This window comes from Pseudoalteromonas sp. NCIMB 1079, from assembly GCF_040567695.1.
In the GTDB taxonomy this organism is placed as follows: Bacteria; Pseudomonadota; Gammaproteobacteria; order Enterobacterales; family Alteromonadaceae; genus Pseudoalteromonas; species Pseudoalteromonas distincta.
Genome location: NZ_JBEWZA010000001.1, coordinates 2,821,377 through 2,840,088 on the forward strand (window position 1 = coordinate 2,821,377; position 18,712 = coordinate 2,840,088).

General features: G+C 38.7%; 15 protein-coding genes. 4 read left to right on the top strand and 11 right to left on the bottom strand.

Annotated features, from left to right (window positions below; translation table 11 throughout):
* Positions 1–63 precede the first annotated feature (63 nt).
* Positions 64–1,443: a cysteine--tRNA ligase gene (cysS, locus tag ABX891_RS13035; RefSeq protein WP_354629694.1), complete on the bottom strand. Its 1,380-nt coding sequence runs from the start codon at positions 1,441–1,443 to the stop codon at positions 64–66.
* Positions 1,444–1,598: 155 nt separating this feature from the next.
* Here cysS and ABX891_RS13040 point away from each other — a divergent pair, with 155 nt between their 5' ends.
* The 3 genes from ABX891_RS13040 (at position 1,599) to ABX891_RS13050 (ending at position 3,757) form a co-directional block, all read left to right on the top strand.
* Positions 1,599–2,090, top strand: a complete 492-nt coding sequence (locus tag ABX891_RS13040; RefSeq protein WP_002958350.1) for a peptidylprolyl isomerase — start codon at positions 1,599–1,601, stop codon at positions 2,088–2,090.
* Positions 2,091–2,179: 89 nt separating this feature from the next.
* Complete coding sequence (locus ABX891_RS13045; protein ID WP_002958351.1) at positions 2,180–2,917, top strand: UDP-2,3-diacylglucosamine diphosphatase; 738 nt, start codon at positions 2,180–2,182, stop codon at positions 2,915–2,917.
* Positions 2,918–2,971: 54 nt separating this feature from the next.
* Entirely contained in the window at positions 2,972–3,757 is a 786-nt protein-coding gene (locus ABX891_RS13050; RefSeq protein ID WP_354629695.1) for a transporter substrate-binding domain-containing protein, read from the top strand.
* Here ABX891_RS13050 and miaE read toward each other — a convergent pair.
* Positions 3,754–4,521 (bottom strand): tRNA isopentenyl-2-thiomethyl-A-37 hydroxylase MiaE, encoded by a 768-nt coding sequence (gene miaE, locus ABX891_RS13055; protein ID WP_354629696.1) that lies wholly within the window; start codon positions 4,519–4,521, stop codon positions 3,754–3,756. The genes ABX891_RS13050 and miaE overlap by 4 nt on opposite strands.
* Before the next feature lie 206 nt (positions 4,522–4,727).
* On the opposite strand from miaE, the gene ABX891_RS13060 reads away from it, so the two are divergent.
* Positions 4,728–5,327 (top strand): Yip1 family protein, encoded by a 600-nt coding sequence (locus ABX891_RS13060; protein ID WP_165744914.1) that lies wholly within the window; start codon positions 4,728–4,730, stop codon positions 5,325–5,327.
* A gap of 114 nt (positions 5,328–5,441) precedes the next feature.
* On the opposite strand, the gene purF is transcribed toward ABX891_RS13060, so the two are convergent.
* The 9 genes from purF to ABX891_RS13105 form a co-directional block, all read right to left on the bottom strand.
* Positions 5,442–6,968 carry an amidophosphoribosyltransferase gene (purF, locus tag ABX891_RS13065; RefSeq protein WP_024596369.1) on the bottom strand — a complete coding sequence of 509 codons (1,527 nt, stop codon included), beginning with the start codon at positions 6,966–6,968 and terminating at the stop codon, positions 5,442–5,444.
* An 18-nt stretch (positions 6,969–6,986) separates the two neighbouring features.
* The gene (locus ABX891_RS13070; protein ID WP_002958356.1) at positions 6,987–7,481 is read right to left on the bottom strand and encodes a CvpA family protein; all 495 of its coding nucleotides are present in this window, start codon (positions 7,479–7,481) and stop codon (positions 6,987–6,989) included.
* Between the two features lie 194 nt (positions 7,482–7,675).
* Entirely contained in the window at positions 7,676–8,317 is a 642-nt protein-coding gene (locus tag ABX891_RS13075; RefSeq protein WP_354629697.1) for an SPOR domain-containing protein, read from the bottom strand.
* Between the two features lie 11 nt (positions 8,318–8,328).
* Complete coding sequence (gene folC, locus ABX891_RS13080) at positions 8,329–9,594, bottom strand: bifunctional tetrahydrofolate synthase/dihydrofolate synthase (protein ID WP_354629698.1); 1,266 nt, start codon at positions 9,592–9,594, stop codon at positions 8,329–8,331.
* 25 nt (positions 9,595–9,619) lie between these two features.
* Positions 9,620–10,495 (bottom strand): acetyl-CoA carboxylase, carboxyltransferase subunit beta, encoded by an 876-nt coding sequence (gene accD / locus ABX891_RS13085; RefSeq protein ID WP_002958359.1) that lies wholly within the window; start codon positions 10,493–10,495, stop codon positions 9,620–9,622.
* 162 nt (positions 10,496–10,657) lie between these two features.
* Entirely contained in the window at positions 10,658–11,452 is a 795-nt protein-coding gene (gene truA, locus ABX891_RS13090; RefSeq protein ID WP_165724236.1) for a tRNA pseudouridine(38-40) synthase TruA, read from the bottom strand.
* 90 nt (positions 11,453–11,542) lie between these two features.
* The gene (locus ABX891_RS13095) at positions 11,543–12,853 is read right to left on the bottom strand and encodes an IS4 family transposase (protein WP_354629699.1); all 1,311 of its coding nucleotides are present in this window, start codon (positions 12,851–12,853) and stop codon (positions 11,543–11,545) included.
* Positions 12,854–13,156: 303 nt separating this feature from the next.
* Entirely contained in the window at positions 13,157–17,332 is a 4,176-nt protein-coding gene (locus tag ABX891_RS13100) for a FimV/HubP family polar landmark protein (protein WP_354629700.1), read from the bottom strand.
* A 354-nt stretch (positions 17,333–17,686) separates the two neighbouring features.
* Positions 17,687–18,703, bottom strand: coding sequence for an aspartate-semialdehyde dehydrogenase (locus ABX891_RS13105; RefSeq protein WP_024594855.1), 1,017 nt, complete (start codon positions 18,701–18,703; stop codon positions 17,687–17,689).
* Positions 18,704–18,712 lie beyond the last annotated feature (9 nt).

Genomic DNA, 18,712 nt, shown 5'->3' on the forward strand with positions numbered 1-18,712 from the left:
AAATCAAAAAAGGGTTGCCATTTGGCAACCCTTTTTTAGTTGAACGTGAATTACTTTAAACGCTTACGCTTTACGCCACGTTGTTTTACCGGCTGAATCTTCAAGTATTACACCTAACGCATTAAGCGCATCACGTGCTTCATCAGCAGCAGCCCAGTCCTTACTAGCACGTGCTTCGTTACGTTTTACAATTAATGCTTCAATTGTCGCAACTTCGTCGTCATCTTGCCCACCTTGTAAAAAGGCTTCCGGTGCTTGTTGAGCAACGCCTAACACTTCACCAAGGCTACGCAGTATAAACGCTAACTTGCCAGCTTGACCTGCGTCACTTTCTTTTACGCGGTTTAATTCTTTAGCAAGTTCGAACAACACCGGTAGTGCTTCTGGTGTATTAAAGTCGTCATTCATTGCTTTTCTAAACTTAGCAACAAACTCATCGCCTTCTAAGTCGCACTCTACCGGTACGACATCACGAAGCGCTGTATAAATGCGTTCAAGTGATGAACGCGCTTGGTCTAAATTTTCTTGTGAGTAATTTAATTGGCTGCGGTAATGCCCTGAAATTAAAAAGTAACGAACAGATTCGGCATCGTATGCTTTTAAAACTTCACGCACAGTAAAAAAGTTATCTAACGACTTAGACATTTTTTCTTTATTTACTTGCACCATGCCAGTATGTATCCATGTATTTACATACTTGCCGTTGTTTGCACAGCACGACTGGGCAATTTCGTTTTCATGATGTGGAAACTGTAAATCAGACCCGCCACCGTGAATATCAAAATGCTCACCTAAGTGTTTTGAGCTCATTGCCGAACATTCAATATGCCAACCAGGACGCCCTTCACCCCACGGTGATGACCATGATGGCTCACCTGCTTTGGCTTTTTTCCATAACACAAAATCAAGTGGATCGTCTTTATCTTGCGCTACTTCAACGCGAGAGCCCGATTGCAGCATAGTTAAATCTTGCTGAGAAAGTGCACCGTATTGCTCAAACGTTGATACATCAAACAATACATCGCCATCAGCTGCAACATAGGCATGGCCCTTTTCAATCAAGCGCTTAACCATAACGATAATTTCATCCATATGGCTTGTAACTGTTGGTTCAATATCTGGGCGTAGCATATTTAGGCTATCAAAATCTTCATGCATCGCTTTAGTCATGCGCACAGTTAAATCGTTTATTGACTCACCATTTTCATTTGCGCGTTTAATTATTTTATCGTCGATATCTGTAATGTTACGTACATATTTTAAATCGTAACCAATATGACGTAAATAGCGCACAATAACGTCAAAACCAACAAAAGTACGAGCGTGTCCAATATGGCAGTAATCATAAATGGTGATACCACACACATACATGTCGATTTTGCCTTCGACCATAGGTTTAAATTGCTCTTTTTGTCGCGTGAGTGTGTTGTATATATTTACCATTTACTTTGAGTCCTTGACTATTTACTTGAACAGTTATGTTACCACTTGAAAAGCCCCTGCTCTAGCGCTTTATAACAAACCAAACATCTACTTTGTTAATCTTAGCCAACTACGATAAAATAGCGCCAATATTTAAACCAGATATAGGAAAACACATGGTTGTTCTACACACCAATTTTGGTGACATCACCATTAAAATGTTTGAGCAAGAAGCTCCAAACACTGTTAAAAACTTTTTAGAGTATGCAAATGCTGATTTTTTCAACGGCACTATCTTTCATCGTGTAATCGATGGTTTTATGGTTCAAGGCGGTGGTTTTGTACCAGGTATGGAACAAAAAGAAGTTAACGACCCAATTAAAAATGAAGCTAATAATGGCCTATCTAACAAGATAGGTACTTTAGCAATGGCGCGTACGCCTGATCCTCATTCAGCAACTGCACAGTTTTTCATTAACGTGAACAACAACGACTTTTTAAACCACAGTAGCGAAACATCGCAGGGCTGGGGTTACTGTGTTTTTGCTGAAGTAGTAGAAGGCATGGACGTAGTAAATAAAATAAAAGGCGTAGCAACAGGTAGTACTGGTTTTCACCAAGACGTGCCTCTTGAAGATGTGATCATCGAAAGCGTTACTGTTAGCTAATAGTAAGTTTACCCACGTAATGTGGAGTATCAGCGGGCATTTACGCAATGTGTATACGCCCGCTTTATTTATATCGAAAAGACTGACCTATGACTCGCCAAACTTACTTTATTGCAGATTTACACCTAAGCGAAAACCGCCCCGACATTAGCGCTGCATTTTTTGACTTTTTAAATACGCATATACTAAATAAAGATGTAGATGCACTTTATATTTTGGGTGATTTTTTTGAAGTATGGGTTGGAGATGACTACATTACAGCGCTGAGTGCCGATGTAGCAAAGCATTTAAGCGCCGTTAATGATGGTGGGACACCTGTTTATTTTATACATGGCAACCGTGATTTCATCATGCGCAAGCAATATGCAGACATGGCCGCAATGACTTTACTCGATGAACAAACAGTCATTGATTTATATGGTACGCCTACCGTTATTTTACATGGCGACGAAATGTGTACTCAAGATACTGAGTATCAAAAATTTCGTAAAAAAAGCCGTGGTTGGTGGTGGCCAAAATTAATGCTTGCAATGCCACTTTGGTATCGTAAAAAAATAGCGCGTAATGCCCGTGAAAAAAGTAAGTTGAGCCAAGCTGATAAACCTATCGAAATTTTAGACGTTGTAGATGAAGCCGTGCTTGCCACCTTTGCCAAACATAACGTTACTAATATGATTCATGGTCATACTCACCGCCCTAATGTTCATACCTATAAAGTTAATGAACAAACGCTTACTCGTACAGTGCTAGGTGACTGGTATACCCAAGGCTCTTATTTAGTCGTTACCCCTCAATCACAAGAATTAATTAGCACGCCTTTCGCATAGTTTAAAATCCTGACTATTATTTAACTATATATTTGAATAATAGTGAGAGGTTTAATGATTAAGCTGTTAATTTTCATCGTAGTAATTGCCATTCCTACCAAAGTATTTAGCGAGCAAACATGGCAAATTGTTACTGAAAACTACCCTCCCTATTTTAGCGAAAAGCTTCCTGATAACGGTTTGTTATATGAAATCACTCAATCAGCCCTTAAAACTCAAGGCATTAATAGCGAAGCCGAGTTTACGACATGGGACCGCGCCCTAAAGCTATTAGAAAAAAAGAGAAAAACAGCTATTTTAGGCGCTTTTTATTCATTAAAAAGAAATGAAGTTTTTTACTACTCTCGCCCACTTGCAGTTGCTCATTCAGGAATTTTTAAACGCAAAGAGAGTGCTATTAATTTCGATGGTACAGTCCAATCATTAACACCTTATAGTATTGGTACAGAAGATAATGCCTTTGTAAGCCAAGAGTTTACTAGAAATACTGAGCTGGCAATAACATCCACTAAAAGCCTTCCTACAAGTTTATACTTGCTACAACAAGGTCGTATTGATTTGGTCGCAGGCACTAAAGAAGTAGGGAAGTATTGGCTTGAGCACAATAACGAAGTTGATTTAGATAAGAATAAAATTGAGTACTTATTGCCAGATCTTGCTTCTCATAAACTATATTTAGTTGTCTCTAAATCAAATTACAGAGCAAAAGAGTACTTACAAAAATTTAATAGAGGGATTGATATAATAATTGAAAACGGAAGCATTGCTGAAATCATGAAAAAACACAATTTCAGCAATCAGAAAATAGCAGAGTATATTAATTTCTTAAAAGAAAATTAGCTTTGCGCTATTGGAACACCGCTGTGAAATTTAAAATCAGTATCGGTTGTAGAAATTAGCTCTTTTTCTTTTTCACCAAAAAAGTTTACGCGTTCGGTAATATCAAAATCAGCAATTTCTTGCGCTAAAGTTAAATAATCTTGGTAATGACGCGCTTCTGAACGTAACAACGAAATATAAAAATCACCTAAACGTTTGTCAACATGCGGTGCAAGCTTTGCAAAACGCTCACACGAACGCGCCTCAATATAAGCGCCTACTATTAGCTTATCGACTAATGCATCGGGCTCGAACGTTTTAACATGACGGAGCATGCCTTTTGCGTAACGACATGGTGTAATGCTTTGGTACTCTACACCGTACTCGTCCATAATTTCGAGCACTTGATAAAAGTGATGCAGCTCTTCTTTTATCAGCAAAACCATTTTATCGATTAGACCTTGCCCGTATGGAGAACTCGATTTAGGAATTATTGATTTAGTGAGCTTATTTTTAGCAGCCAGATCGCGCCAATTCCCTTCTCGCTTGTAAATAAGCGTTTCAAATGGCTTTAGCCACTCGAGTAATGCATCACTACCCTCTTTATCTACCGCGTATTTACGTATTAAAAACATCGCACTTTGAGCTGCTTTTAATTCACAAATTAAGTGATCTATTAAAATGACTGATAAGTTTTCTTTTTTAATTGCTTGCTCCACCCATTGCTCTGGGGTGGTACACACTAAAAAGTTATTAATCGGCTCTAAAAGTTGGCTATGTGGCACGTTGACTGCTCATTACTAAATAAATTTGATATGCCATTATTTTAACACGAAATTTTGTTTGGGATAAATCAAAGCCTTAACCTGTGCAAAAATGTTAATAGTGAGTTAACTTGACTTTGCAAAATAAGTGAACCATAACTGTACATAGACTGTATAAAAATAAACCAACCAAAACAGTAATACGTTCCTTTTATGGAGTAAGCACTATGATATTAAATCACCTCTGGGGCATTTATGCTCACCCACTTGAAGAATGGCAAACAATAGATAATCGCCATGAAAGTTTAACCTATAGTTTGTCGCATATTTTACTGATTGCTTTGTTTCCTTCAATAATGGGTTATTACTCATCTGTTTATTTAGGATGGAGTATAGGTGCAGGCGATCCCGTATTTTTAACGCACGATAGTGCGCTATTAATTGCAGGTGCAATGTATTTTGCTTTAATAGCGGGCGTTTTTGCATTGGCGTATTTGGCTCATTGGATGGCCGTTACATTTGGCTCTAAGCCTACATTTACACAAACACTTGAACTTGCAGCTTATACTGCAACACCTGTGTTTATGTCGGCGCTTGCCGCCTTTTGGCCTGTACTTTGGTTTGTAGTGTGTATTGGAATTATTGCACTAGCTTACTCGGTCTACTTACTTTATACCGGCGTACCAATACTTATGCATATTCCAGAAGAGCGTGGCTTTATTTATGCCAGCTCGGTTGTAACGTGTGGATTAATATTACTGGTTATTATTTTAGCTGTAACAGCCATGCTTTGGACAAATGGGATTGTTAGTCCAATGTTTACTTAGTAAAGTTTAGCTAACAAAGAGTCGTGTTTGATAGAAATGTTCCCTTTCTTTCCTTCGCAAAAAAGGAGCTAATTAGCTCCTTTTTTTATGTAACGACTTTTTATTAACTAATTATTAATCAGCTTCGTTTTCGTCTTGGTTGTGAATCTCTAAACTTGAAGACATCGCACTTTCGCGGGTGCTTTTTGCTGAATCGTTACGTAGCTCATCAATACGGTTTAAATAGTTTTGATCAATGTCGCCTGTAATATATTGCCCATCAAATACTGAGGTTTCGAACTTAGTAATTTCAGGATTTTCTTGGCTAACCGCAGCTATTAAATCTTTTAACGATTGAAAGATTAAACCGTCAGAACCAATACTTGCATTAATATCTTCAACTTCACGGCCGTGAGCAATAAGCTCAGCTGCTGAAGGCATATCAATACCGTACACATTAGGGAAGCGTATTTCAGGCGCTGCGGATGCAAAGTAAACATTTTTAGCACCAGACTCTCGAGCCATTTCAACAATTTGTGCTGATGTTGTACCACGAACAATTGAGTCATCAACCAATAATACGTTTTTACCTTTAAACTCGCGATCAATTGCGTTTAGCTTTTGACGCACTGATTTTTTACGCATCTCTTGGCCAGGCATGATAAATGTACGACCAATATAACGGTTTTTAACAAAACCTTGACGATACGGTAAATCAAGTACACGTGCAATTTCCAGTGCTACATCGCATGAAGTTTCTGGGATTGGGATAACTACATCAATGTCTTTATCAGCCCATTCGCGTGCAATTTTTTCACCTAGTTTTGTGCCCATGTTTACGCGTGTTGCGTACACAGACATCCGGTCTATTGTTGAATCAGGTCGAGCAAAATAAACAAATTCAAAAATACACGGCGAGTAAGATGCTTTATCTGCACAACTAAGTGAATGAAATTCACCTTCTTCTGTAACATATATAGCTTCACCAGGGGCAACATCACGTACAAACTCAAAGCCATCCGGTTTTAACGCAACGCTTTCAGAGGCGAACATGTACTCAGTCCCTTTTGCAGTCTCACGTTTACCAAATACAAGTGGACGGATACCATTAGGGTCGCGAAAAGCAACAATACCGTGACCAATAATCATAGCAATTGTTGCATAACCACCGCTTACTTTATTATTTACCTCGGTTACCGCAGTAAATATATCTTCAGGGTCTAAATGCAACTTATCAGATTTACTTAGTTCATGTGCCATGATGTTGAGTAAGATTTCTGAATCAGATGTTGTATTTACATGACGACGTGCTTCTGAGAATAACTGCTCTTTTAAAGCTTCTGCATTAGTAAGGTTACCATTATGGGCAAGCGCTATACCAAACGGTGAGTTAACATAAAAAGGCTGTGCTTCAGATGAGCTTGAAGACCCTGCTGTAGGATAGCGCACATGGCCAAGACCTATCGTACCTTGTAGTCGTTTCATATGACGAGTGTGAAAGGCATCTTTCACTAAGCCATTTGCTTTGCGTAAGCTGAACGTATTATTCTCAATGGTAATGATACCCGCGGCATCTTGACCACGGTGCTGCAAAACAGTTAAGCCATCATAAATCGCCTGATTGACAGGGGATGTTCCGACTATTCCAACGATACCACACATGTAATTTATCCTCGCCGATTAACGGTTTACTGAATTTAAAAAGCTCGAGTTGTTTTCTAGGTACGAAAAGAACCATTCAACAACAAAGCCAAATTCTGGAATCAAAATAGAATTGCCCCACCAGTGCGTATTGGGTGCACCAGTAAAAGCATCAAGAAAGAAGAGTAACGCGCTCACGACCAACACGCCTCGTAGAGCACCAAACACTATGCCAAAGACACGGTCGGTACCCGATAAACCAGTACGATGTACAAGTTCACCTAAAATGTAGTTTAGTAAACCGCCTAACAGTAGCGTCGCAAAGAATAATATGGCTATGGCCGCCGCATTTCTTAAAAGGGGTTCAGAAATGGTTGTTAGGAAGGAAGCTAAATATTGGTAAAATAAGCTAGAGATGATAAAGGCGCCAGCCCATACCGCTAATGACATTGCTTCTTTTACAAAGCCGCGTATTAAACCGATGATGGTAGACAATACAATGATGCCAATAATGGCGTAATCAACCCAGATCATAAGAACCAATTAGTCGCTAATTTGGGGCGCATTCTATACCCAAACATCGTTAGTATGCAAGTTTAAACGGGAGATTACTGGGTTGTAGTTAATACAAAAAATTAACATTCTAGTCTAGGTATTGTGAGATAAAGATAATGACAAAAAAAATATAAATAAATAAAAAAAGGCTTGTTATACAAGCCTTTTTAAAATTATTTTGTTACTTCGTACTGCGTAACTTTACCATTTAATTTAGTAAGCTCTTTGAGCTGGGGGAGCTGCTTTTGTAATTCACTTTTATCAAGCGAAGGACCAACAAATACTTTGGTTAATGTCCCATTTGGGGTTTTAATCGGTTTAGTAAACGTTTTAAACCCTTCAGCCTTTAATTTAGCCTGTAATGCTTTAACGTTTGCAACATGTGAAAAACTACCTAATTGAATAACATAGGCCATACTCGTTAGGTTTTCATCACTTTTACGTGGTGCAATTGGCTCTGGCTTAGCTTGAACAGGCGCTTCTGTAATTGGTGTAGCTTTGGGTTCTATAGTTGCTTCAACAACTTTATCTTCCACAGCGTAATCACTCTCATCCTTCGCGCTTTGCTGCTCAAAAGCTTCATCGTCAGCTTGAATGTCTTCAATTTCATCTTGCTTTAGTGGCTCAGCATTAGCCATATTTTCATCAATTGACTCTTGAAGATCGATTGTTTTGAACTCAGGGCGGTCTGGGATCGCTTTAAAGCCTTCTTTATAATGCACTTTTTCGCCATCGAGTATATTAGGGATAAACACAATTGCTGCGATCACCACTATACTTGTTCCGACTAAGCGATTAATAAAACTTGAGTTCACCGACATCCTCTCTATTTTTTAAAGTAATTAATAGCGCCAGCAACTGTAAAAAATGAACCAAATATAATCAACATAGTATCACTTTGTTGTTCTGGTAAAATTACATTCAATGCTTGTGCCACACTATCATAGCTATTAATAGTATTATGATGAGACAATTCGTGCAGTGCATTTTGTAAATTACTTGCAGTGTCACCTCGCGGGCCACTTAAGCTCGCTAATGACCACTCATCGACCAAGTGACTTACTTCTTTAAATACACCCGCTTTATCTTTATCAGCAAGCATAGCGGCTAATGCATGAATTTTAAAGCCTTTATCTTTATAGCTTGATAACTTATTGGCTAAATAACGCGCCGACTCAGGGTTGTGTGCTACATCGGTAAAGACTAAAGGCTCAATACTTAACTGTTGAAATCGCCCTTCGACAACTAAATTAGCTAAACAACTTCGTATAACTTGCTCACTTGGTAATAAGTTTAAAACACTGAGCGTAGTTAATGCGGTAGCTGCATTTTGACACGGTATTGCAGGCTTATCTATTTCAAGATTATGTTCTTTATATTGCCAATTAAAGCTCTCAGCATTTTCTTTAAAAATAAAGTCACTGCCCGACAACGTCATATTGGCATTAATTTCTTTGCCGTAATCAGTCATTGTGTGAGGAATATTTAAATCCCCTATAATAGCGGGAGTATTTTCACGAAAAATACCGGCTTTATCATAAGCCACTAACTCACGGGTATCACCTAAGTACTCTTTATGGTCTAAGTCTATAGTCGTGATCACGCTTGCAAAGGGAGTGACTATATTTGTGGCGTCAAAGCGCCCACCTAAACCAACCTCGAGTAATACATAATCGACGTTACAGCGTTTAAAAATTGCCAACGCACCCAAAGTACCATATTCAAAATAAGTCAGAGGAGTGTCTTTACGGCCTTGCTCAAGCTGGTGAAAAGCATCTATATGAAATTGGTCTGCCAATTCTTCCCCATTAACTCGTACACGCTCGTTATAACGAATTAAATGTGGAGATGCGTAAGTACCCACATTGAAACCTTGCGCTAGCAATAGCGACTCTAAGCAGCGTGCTGTGGTGCCCTTACCGTTTGTACCGGCAATAAGAATAATTTTACTTGGAGTGTTTAACAGGCCAATATTGTTAGCAACATTAGCAACTCGTTCTAAGCCCATAGCAATGTTAGCTGGGTGAACACTTTCTAAATAAAAAAGCCAATCATCAAGGCTTGATGATTGGCTAGGAGTTTTTTTTGTCATAGCGTGTAATCAGTAAAGCTGAAATTTACGCTACTCTATGCTCTTGTTCCGTAGAAGGCAAGTTCATAAATTTAGCTAAAATGCGTGCAAGGGTATCGCGCATTTCACGGCGGTCAATAATCATGTCAATTGCACCGTGTTCAAGCAAAAATTCACTACGCTGAAAGCCTTCAGGTAATGTTTCGCGAACAGTTTGCTCAATAACACGAGGACCCGCAAAACCAATTAATGCTTTAGGTTCCGCAACGTTAATATCGCCCAGCATAGCAAGTGATGCAGATACACCACCCATAGTTGGGTCAGTCATGACTGAAATAAACGGAAGACCTTTTTCAGTCATTTTTGCAAGTGCAGCACTTGTTTTAGCCATTTGCATAAGCGACATAAGCGCTTCTTGCATGCGTGCACCGCCTGATGCAGAAAAACAAATAAGCGGCATGTTATGCTCTAAACATTGATCAACAGCATCAACAAAGCGAGCGCCAACAACAGAAGCCATTGAGCCACCCATAAATGAGAACTCAAATGCTACTGCTGCAACTGGAATGCCTTTTAATCGGCCTTTCATAGCTACAAGTGCATCTTTTTCACCACTTGCTTTTTGGGCTGCACTGATACGATCAGAGTATTTTTTAGAATCTTTAAACTTAAGAATGTCTTTAGGCTCATGTTGTGTGCCAAGCTCTTGACGGTCACCTTCATCTAAAAAGTGCTCCAGGCGCTTACGGCCACTAACACGCATGTGATGGTTACACTTAGGACATACGTTTAATGACTTTTCTAATTCAGCTTTATATAGAATTGAATCACACGATGTGCACTTAGCCCAAACACCTTCTGGGATTTCTTTACGACCTGATGATTTTGTCGTTTTAGGTAAGATTTTTTCTAGCCAACTCATTTGCAACTCTCTTAATGCTGTTCTGTGTCGCGAGCCTGCCAATAGCAATTAGCAATTAGCAGACAAATTTTTTCAATTAAAACATGAATTACACTAACGCGGTATAAAAAACTGGTCTTAGTAGTTAAAAGTGTTCATAAAAAGCACTAACGACAACCATAACTAAATTTCAGCGTCAGGTAAAAACAATGGACCTAAAGGCATTTTAGGAATATTAAACTCTTCAGGATAATCGACATCAACCAAGTATAAACCTGCAGCTTTAGCTGTAGCACTTGCTTTAGCACGTTCTTTACAATCAAGTAATTCTTTCAACCAAATAGGCTGTTGCTTATGTATGCCAATATCCATCAAGCTCCCCGTTATATTACGTACCATGTGATGTAAGAACGCATTCGCCTTAATATCAATAATAACGTAACACCCTTGGCGCTGTACCGATAAATGATGAATAGTACGAGTCGGTGTATTCGCTTGACAATGGATCGCTCGAAAAGATGTAAAATCGTGTGTCCCGATCAAATACTGACAGGCTTCCTGCATTTTAACTTCATCTAATGGGTGATGAAAATGCGTAACCCCTTCGTTTAACACCGCTCCTCGAAAAGGAGAGTTATAAATAATATAGCGGTATCGGCGAGCGGTTGCACTAAAACGAGCATGAAAATCGACAGCAACTGGTTGTGCAAAGCGAATAGCAATATCTTTAGGCAATAAGGTATTCATACCCATTGTAAATGCGACCATGTCACGCGAAGCTTCAGTTTCAAAATGTATTATTTGACCTGTACCGTGCACACCCGCATCAGTTCGCCCCGCACATACTACTTCAACTGGGTGATTACAAATACGCGACAATGCCTTTTCTACTTCTTGTTGTACGCTATTTACATGTGATTGACGTTGCCACCCACTATAGCGTACGCCGTTGTATTCAACTCCAAGTGCTACTCGCATAATTACTGCTTTACCTACTGTGCTAATGAACACGGCATTTTATGCTATCTCTCGACGCAATAAAAGGAGGTGTGCGGTAATTAATGCCGTTCACTTAAGGTGAGCGGCTTTTTTATTTCTAGCGTACCGCTGTGGTCTTGGCTTGACTGCACGAGGAAAACCTCGATCCCTTCGAGGCTCTAGAATTAGGCTTTCTGCCATCGCATAAAAGTATTTTAATTGACGTGGTATGGCTCCAGGTGTTGAATAAGGTAATCCAACAAGCAACCTCATTATTTGAGCTAAACTACCATTGAAACTCAGTTGGTACGGTAAATAATCACCTTTTAATGTGTGGCACATTTTTACCATCTGATATCGCACCATATTATAAGTAAGCAACACTCCCCACAGCTCTTGCTTTACAAGCGCTGGTAAGCGACTTCTTAATGTTAATCGATTGCCCAGCATATATTGCTTTTGTTCCCGATAACCAAGCTCTATCTCCCAGCGTTGACTGTACAAATCACCTATATCGGCTGATAGATATCGCATCGGATCTGTCATAGATGTCATCACACTATATGATTTCCCCTTTATTTTTCGAGTCACTAACCTCGCGATTAAGGTGTTAGGCAGCGTTGGCCACATCTTTCTTGCTCTTGGGTTGCTGCTAAGTTGGACTAATTTATCATTACGCCCTAATGTTTGAATAACTTCATATTGCACATTTTTTTTCAGGGGGATTAGCCAATGGCGTTCACTGCCAGTTGTTTGCCATTTATGTAAAAGCCCTAAAGAATAGAAACCTTTGTCGAATAAAGTGAGACTGTTATCGGGTGTGGTTTCTATAAGCTTTTCAGCCAGCACTATTTCATTGACCTTGTAATCATCAAAAGCACTCCCCGTGATTAGGTGGCTGCTTAGCTCCATTTGACACACCATTCTGACCTGTGGGTATTGTGTATTAGTCGGTTTTGTAAAGGCTTCATTGTTTTGGGGTGAGTCATCCGTACGCCAAACGACACCATCGACACCAAGCAAGGTAAGCCCATTCCAATGAGGATGATTAGCGTCATTATTCCAATGCCTTTGGGTGCATTCAAATAAGGCTTTCATGGCGGCTTCACCTAGGTTTTTACGACGCTGAGTTAAAGCACTTGGCGCAACAAATGGCTTACCATCGCGGTCAACAATGTCGAGCATATTAACGACATCGGCCATCGATTTGTCATTATAAATAACCATCCCGATCAACAACCAAGCCATCGATTCTAGGGTTAGCTTTCTTTTTCGTAGTGTAACGGTTTCGGTCAGTGCATAGGCTTCTTCAATAAGAGATAAAGGGAGTAAGTCTGCGAGTGTTTCAACGTCATTAGGTTTGATGTTGTTAATAATATCGAGAGCATTAGAAAGTTGCATAAAAAAATCCGAATTCTACAAAAGAATTCGGATTCTTACATACCTAGAAGATCGTTCAAGTGCTATTAACTAATTCTTAAATGATCGGCATTAGTGTGCGGTAATACCCTTTTTATTAAAAACATGATCATTTTAATGAATCAAATAACTTAATAATTACGATGTAAATTATTCTTTTATAACAATTACATACTATAAAATTCGCTTCATTAATGCGTTGCTTTTCCTTGTTATAATTAAACTAACATCCATAAAAAAACCCTTAATTAGAATAACCAATTAAGGGTTTTTTAAAACAATTTGTTATTTTAGTTTCGCTTTTAAACTAAGTGCCTCTTCTTGAACTTCTTCTGGGCCTTTGTTGATGACATCCTCAATGACCTTGAGCGCAGAATCAAAATCATCAATTTCAATATAAGCACGCGCTAAATCTAGTTTAGCTGAATAGCCACCACTTTCAGCATCAACATCGGTTGGGTTATCACCAGCAAGTAATGCATCAAACTCACTCAAACCAACATCCATATTAACGTCGGTGTAAGGTTCGTGTTCAAGTTCAGCCTCTTCACTTTCTTCTAATAATGAATCTATATCTACAAATTCATCATTATCAAGTTGATCAATATCACTACTTTCAACAAGTGGCTCTTTTGTAGTTAATGAGTCATCTTCCTCTAAGTCTTCTTTTAGCAAGCTGTCAAAGTCGACATCAAATTCACTGCTATCCTCAGCACTTAATCCTTCAGGCTCCGCTAACTCACTAAGTAATGAATCAAAATCAGTTTGCGTCAAATTTGACATAAACTCTTCATCAAGTTCATCGTCAGAGCTAATATCAGTGCTACCTGCTTCATCTGAGTTTGTTAACTGTGCTTCGCGCTCTGCATTTGTTTGCTCTTGCTGCTCGTCTGATAACTCATCAGTTAGCGCTTGCTCTAAAATATCTTCGTCAAACTCAACATCTAAGTCAGAAAAATCGTCTTCAATTAAAATTTCATCATCAAAATCGTCTTCTAAACTATCTAAATCATTATTTTCAGAAAGCGCATTTGATAAGTCCTGCTCAGCTTGGCTGGAAGCGACTCCCTGCGCCTCACCGTCTAAATCATCACCTTGTAATTCTTCGGGGGTAAATGGCAACTCACTTTCTAGTGTTTCTTGAACTTCATCAAGGTTAAGAGGTTTGGTATCCTCTTCTATACTAACTGGTTCAACAGAATCAATTCCGTCATTAATTTCTTGCAGTAAATCATCATCAAACGACTCGTCTTCAACCTTAGCTTCTGATTCAGAGAAGTCATTATCAATTAATAGTTCATCATCAAAATCATCTTCTAAGCTATCTAAGTTAGCATTTTCAGAAAGCGCATTTGCGAGATCTTTCTCTGTTTGACTAAGTGCTACTGCATTTTCTTCACGCGGTGCATTTTCTTTAGGTTCTTGCGGCTCAAACGAAGGTTCATTCTCCAATAATGAATGATCATCGTCTAATTCAAGTTCAGGATATTCATCTAACTCTTCACTTGGCGTTATAAGATCGCTATCAAGCTGCTCTTCAATTTTGGTAAGATCTGAGTCATCGTCGCCCGCTAACGGATCGTCACCAAGATCTACTTCTATTTCTTCAAGATCGTCGTCAAGCTCATCTAAAGACCAATCTGGTGTTTCTATATAGTCATCATCCGTCGCTTGTTGTAGCTCATTTAAAAGCTCATCAACGCTCTTTAAAGTATCATCTGTATATTCTTCAAGCCCATCTTCAGGATCAAGAAGCGACTCTGATGTATCTGAAAAATCATCAACCGCTACATCTATAAGTTCAGATTCTTCTTCAAGCTCAGGTTCTTCTATAAGCTCAGGCTCTTCTTCAAGTTCAGGCTCATCGTAAAGCTCAGGTTCTTCTATAAGCTCGGGCTCTTCTTCAAGCTCGGGTCCTGCTAAAAGCTCTGGTTCTTCTTCAAGCTCAGGCTCTTCTTCAAGCTCAGGCTCTTCTTCAAGCTCAGGTTCTTCTATAAGATCAGGCTCTTCTTCAAGCGCAGGCTCTTCTACAACCTCAGGCTCTTCTTCAAGCTCAGGTTCTTCTATAAGATCAGGCTCTGCTTCAAGCTCAGGTTCTTCTTCAAGCTCAGGTTCTTCTATAAGATCAGGCTCTTCTTCAAGCTCAGGCTCATCGTCAAGTTCAGGCTCTTCTTCAAGTTCAGGTTCTTCTATAAGCTCAGGCTCTTCTTCAAGCTCAGGTTCTTCTGCGAGTTCAGGCTCATCGTCAAGCTCGGGCTCTTCATTTAATGATGAAGCAAGCGACTCAATATCATCAACATTTAATTCTTCTTGAGCATCTGCTAAATCCTCAACTGAGTCTGCCAATGCATTATCAATTTCTGAATCTCTTACATCTGAATTTTTTACTTCATCATCAATTAGGTTATCTATATCGTCTAAATCAAAGCCATCACTTTGTTCAACTAATGAATCATTTGCAGCATCAACTGCTGCCTCATCAATTAGGTTATCAATGTCGTCTAAATCAAAGTCGTCACTTTCCTCAACTAATGAATCATTTGCAGTATCAACTGCTGCCTCATCAATTAAGCTATCTATGTCGTCTAAATCAAAGTCGTCACTTTCCTCAACTAAAGAGTCATTTGCAGTATCAACCGCAGTCTCATCAATTAAGCTATCTATGTCGTCTAAATCAAAGTCGTCACTTTCCTCAACTAATGAATCATTTGCAGTATCAACTACTGCTTCATCAATTAAGCTATCTATATCGTCTAAATCAAAGTCGTCACTTTCCTCAACTAATGAGTCATCTGCAGTATCAACTGCAGCCTCATCAATTAAGCTATCTATGTCGTCTAAATCAAAGTCGTCGCTTTCTTCTAGAAGTTCATCTTCGTCGAGTAACTCTGCATCAAGTGAGTCATCTACCACATCACTTTTTGGGTCATTCGCCTCATCAATTAAGCTATCTATATCGTCTAAATCAAAGTCGTCGCTTGTATCAAGTTCAGCTGTAGTGTTATTTGAGGTATCTAATTCTGTTGATGTTTGATCTAATAATTCATCTATATCAAAATTATCTTCATCTGCAAGCTCTTCACTTAAAGCCGCCATTTCATCATGAGATTCTAAGCTGTCATCCTCTAAAGCTTCGCTTGTTTGCGGTGCATCAAACTCAGGTAGACTATCGTCTTCATCAAACAAGCTATCTAAATCGTCATTAGTTAGGATTTCATCATTGTTAATTGAGTCATCAGATAAGTCTAAATCTATATCTTCAGCGTTTTCATCTGAAGGTTGATCAAACCCTTGCTGCATAAAAATATCGAGCTCATCATCGTCATCGGTATTTTCATCATCAAAAACAATGTCATCGCTTAGCAAGCTTTCGAGCTCATCCTGATCAAGTAAATTTTCGTCGCCAGAAAAATCATCTAAGCCGTCGTCTAAATCATCATTAGGCAACATATCACTTTCGAGACTATCATCTAATTGAACACTCAAGTCATCTAAAGGGTCAGGTACAATTGGATCGTCATTTAAGCTTGGGCCTAAATCATCATCGCCAGTATAAGTTGGGGTTTGTGGTAAAAAGTCATCATCGTTTTGCGGCTCTTCTTGATTACTTGCTCGTTTGCGTAAAAACATAACGATTGCAAAAATAATCAGTAACCCAGGAATAAACATTAACAAGCCCAGTACTATGGGGTTTGAAAATAATGAGCCAAAATCAAATGACTCTTTTGGTATTACTTCTTGTTTTTTTTGTTGGGCAATAATCTCGTTTTGTTTAACGATGAGTTCTTTTAACTGATTTTGAATTTCGCTGTCTTGTCCTAATTGCAAACGTAAGTTTTCGAGCTCTTTAGATATTCCTGATAACTGTTTTTTAAGATTATTATTTTCAACTAAAATCTCTTCTACATTACTAACTGAGCTTTTAAACTGTTGTTGTAACTCAACAAGCTTAGTACCTTGCTCTGTTTTTATTTCATTTAATTCTTTCTGTATCTCTTTTTTAGCATCGTCTACATCAATTTTACGCGCTTGAGTTACTTTTGTTTGCGCTGAGTTAATTTCGCTTTGTGTAAGCGTGCCATTTTTTTTCTTTTCCCATAATGCATCATCTTGCTCAGAGCGTTGCTTTGCGAGCTGCGTATTTATAGCTTTTATTTCGGCTAAGGTAGGGATTTTTAAATAGGTACCATTTTGAATGTGGTTAAGATTTTGTTCTAAAAATGAATCGGGATTTTTGTTATACAAAGCCTGCATAACTTGATAAATACTGACAGAATTGTCTGGGCGCACTTTAGCCGCTATACGCCAAAGCGTATCAGTTGGTTTAATTGGCCCAATTGATCGCCCTTGCGCACCATAGTCAACGCCTTTAGGCCCCTTTAATTGGGTACTGTCCTGAGAGTAAACTGGCGTTACTATCAATGCAGACGCTAATATAATAAGTGTAGCTAAACCGCGCATGCTGATCCTTTAATATTTAAATATTAATAAAACACCTAAAACTTAAGTGCATAAATATTGTTTATTATTGCTATTATCAGCCAAATGACTGACTCGCATTTATTATTACAATTTATTTTTATTGCAAGCTCTATTCCAATTACAAACTATAAACCAGTTAGAGCGTAATATCCATCGCAACACCTTGAAAATAAATGCCTTAAAACATCTTTATAAATATTAATTTATTGAGTGTTATCAATCAGTTTTTGTATTTTTAAAATTAAACGGCAAAAATTTGACAAGCCATATAAACAAAAAGCGGCAAACAACTACTGTTTACCGCTTCAAAAGCATGTTTAGCGCAATTAACTATTACATGTAATTGGCAATAAGCTCTTCTGCAATTTGAATGCTATTAGTTGCAGCACCTTTACGAGTGTTGTCACTTACAACCCACATGTTTAATCCATGAGGATGAGAAATATCAGCACGTAATCGACCTATATACACAGTATCGTTACCACTAGCGTCAGACACTGCTGTTGGGTAGTCACCTTCATCATCAATTAGCTCGACACCAGGCGCGTCTTTTAAAAGTTGTTTAACGTGTTCAAAGTCATAAGGCATGCGCGTTTCAATATTAATTGATTCTGAGTGCCCAAAAAATACGGGAACACGTACACACGTTGGGTTCACTGCAATAGTGGTATCACCCAAAATTTTATGAGTTTCGTTTACCATTTTCATTTCTTCGCGCGTATAGCCATTATCTTCAAAGCTATCAATTTGAGGAATAACGTTAAATGCAATTTGCTTTGGAAATACTTTATTATCCATAGGACGTGCATTCATCAAATTAGCTGTTTGCTTTGCAAGTTCATCAACCGCGTCTTTACCTGCACCCGATACAGCTTGGTAAGTAGATACATTAATACGGTCTATTCCGTAAGCATCATAAATTGGTTTAAGTGCTAACATCATCTGAATAGTTGAACAGTTAGGGTTAGCAATAATATTACGATTTCTAAAATCAGCTAGGCTTGAAGCATTAACTTCTGGCACCACGAGTGGTATTTCAAAATCATTTCTAAAGTGCGATGTATTATCGATTACAATACAGCCGGCTTCAGCAGCAATAGGAGCATATTTTTCAGATACACTGCCACCAGCAGAAAACAAACCTATATGCGCTTGGCTAAAGTCAAAGCCTTCAACGTCAAGTACTTCAATGGTCTCACCACGAAACTTTATATCTTCACCTGCGCTGCGGCTGCTAGCAAGTAAAAAAAGCTGATCAACAGGAAACTTACGATCTGCTAGCGTTTCAATGATTTGACGGCCTACTAAACCAGTAGCGCCAAGTACGGCAACGTTATATTTTTGCGACATATTTCTTCC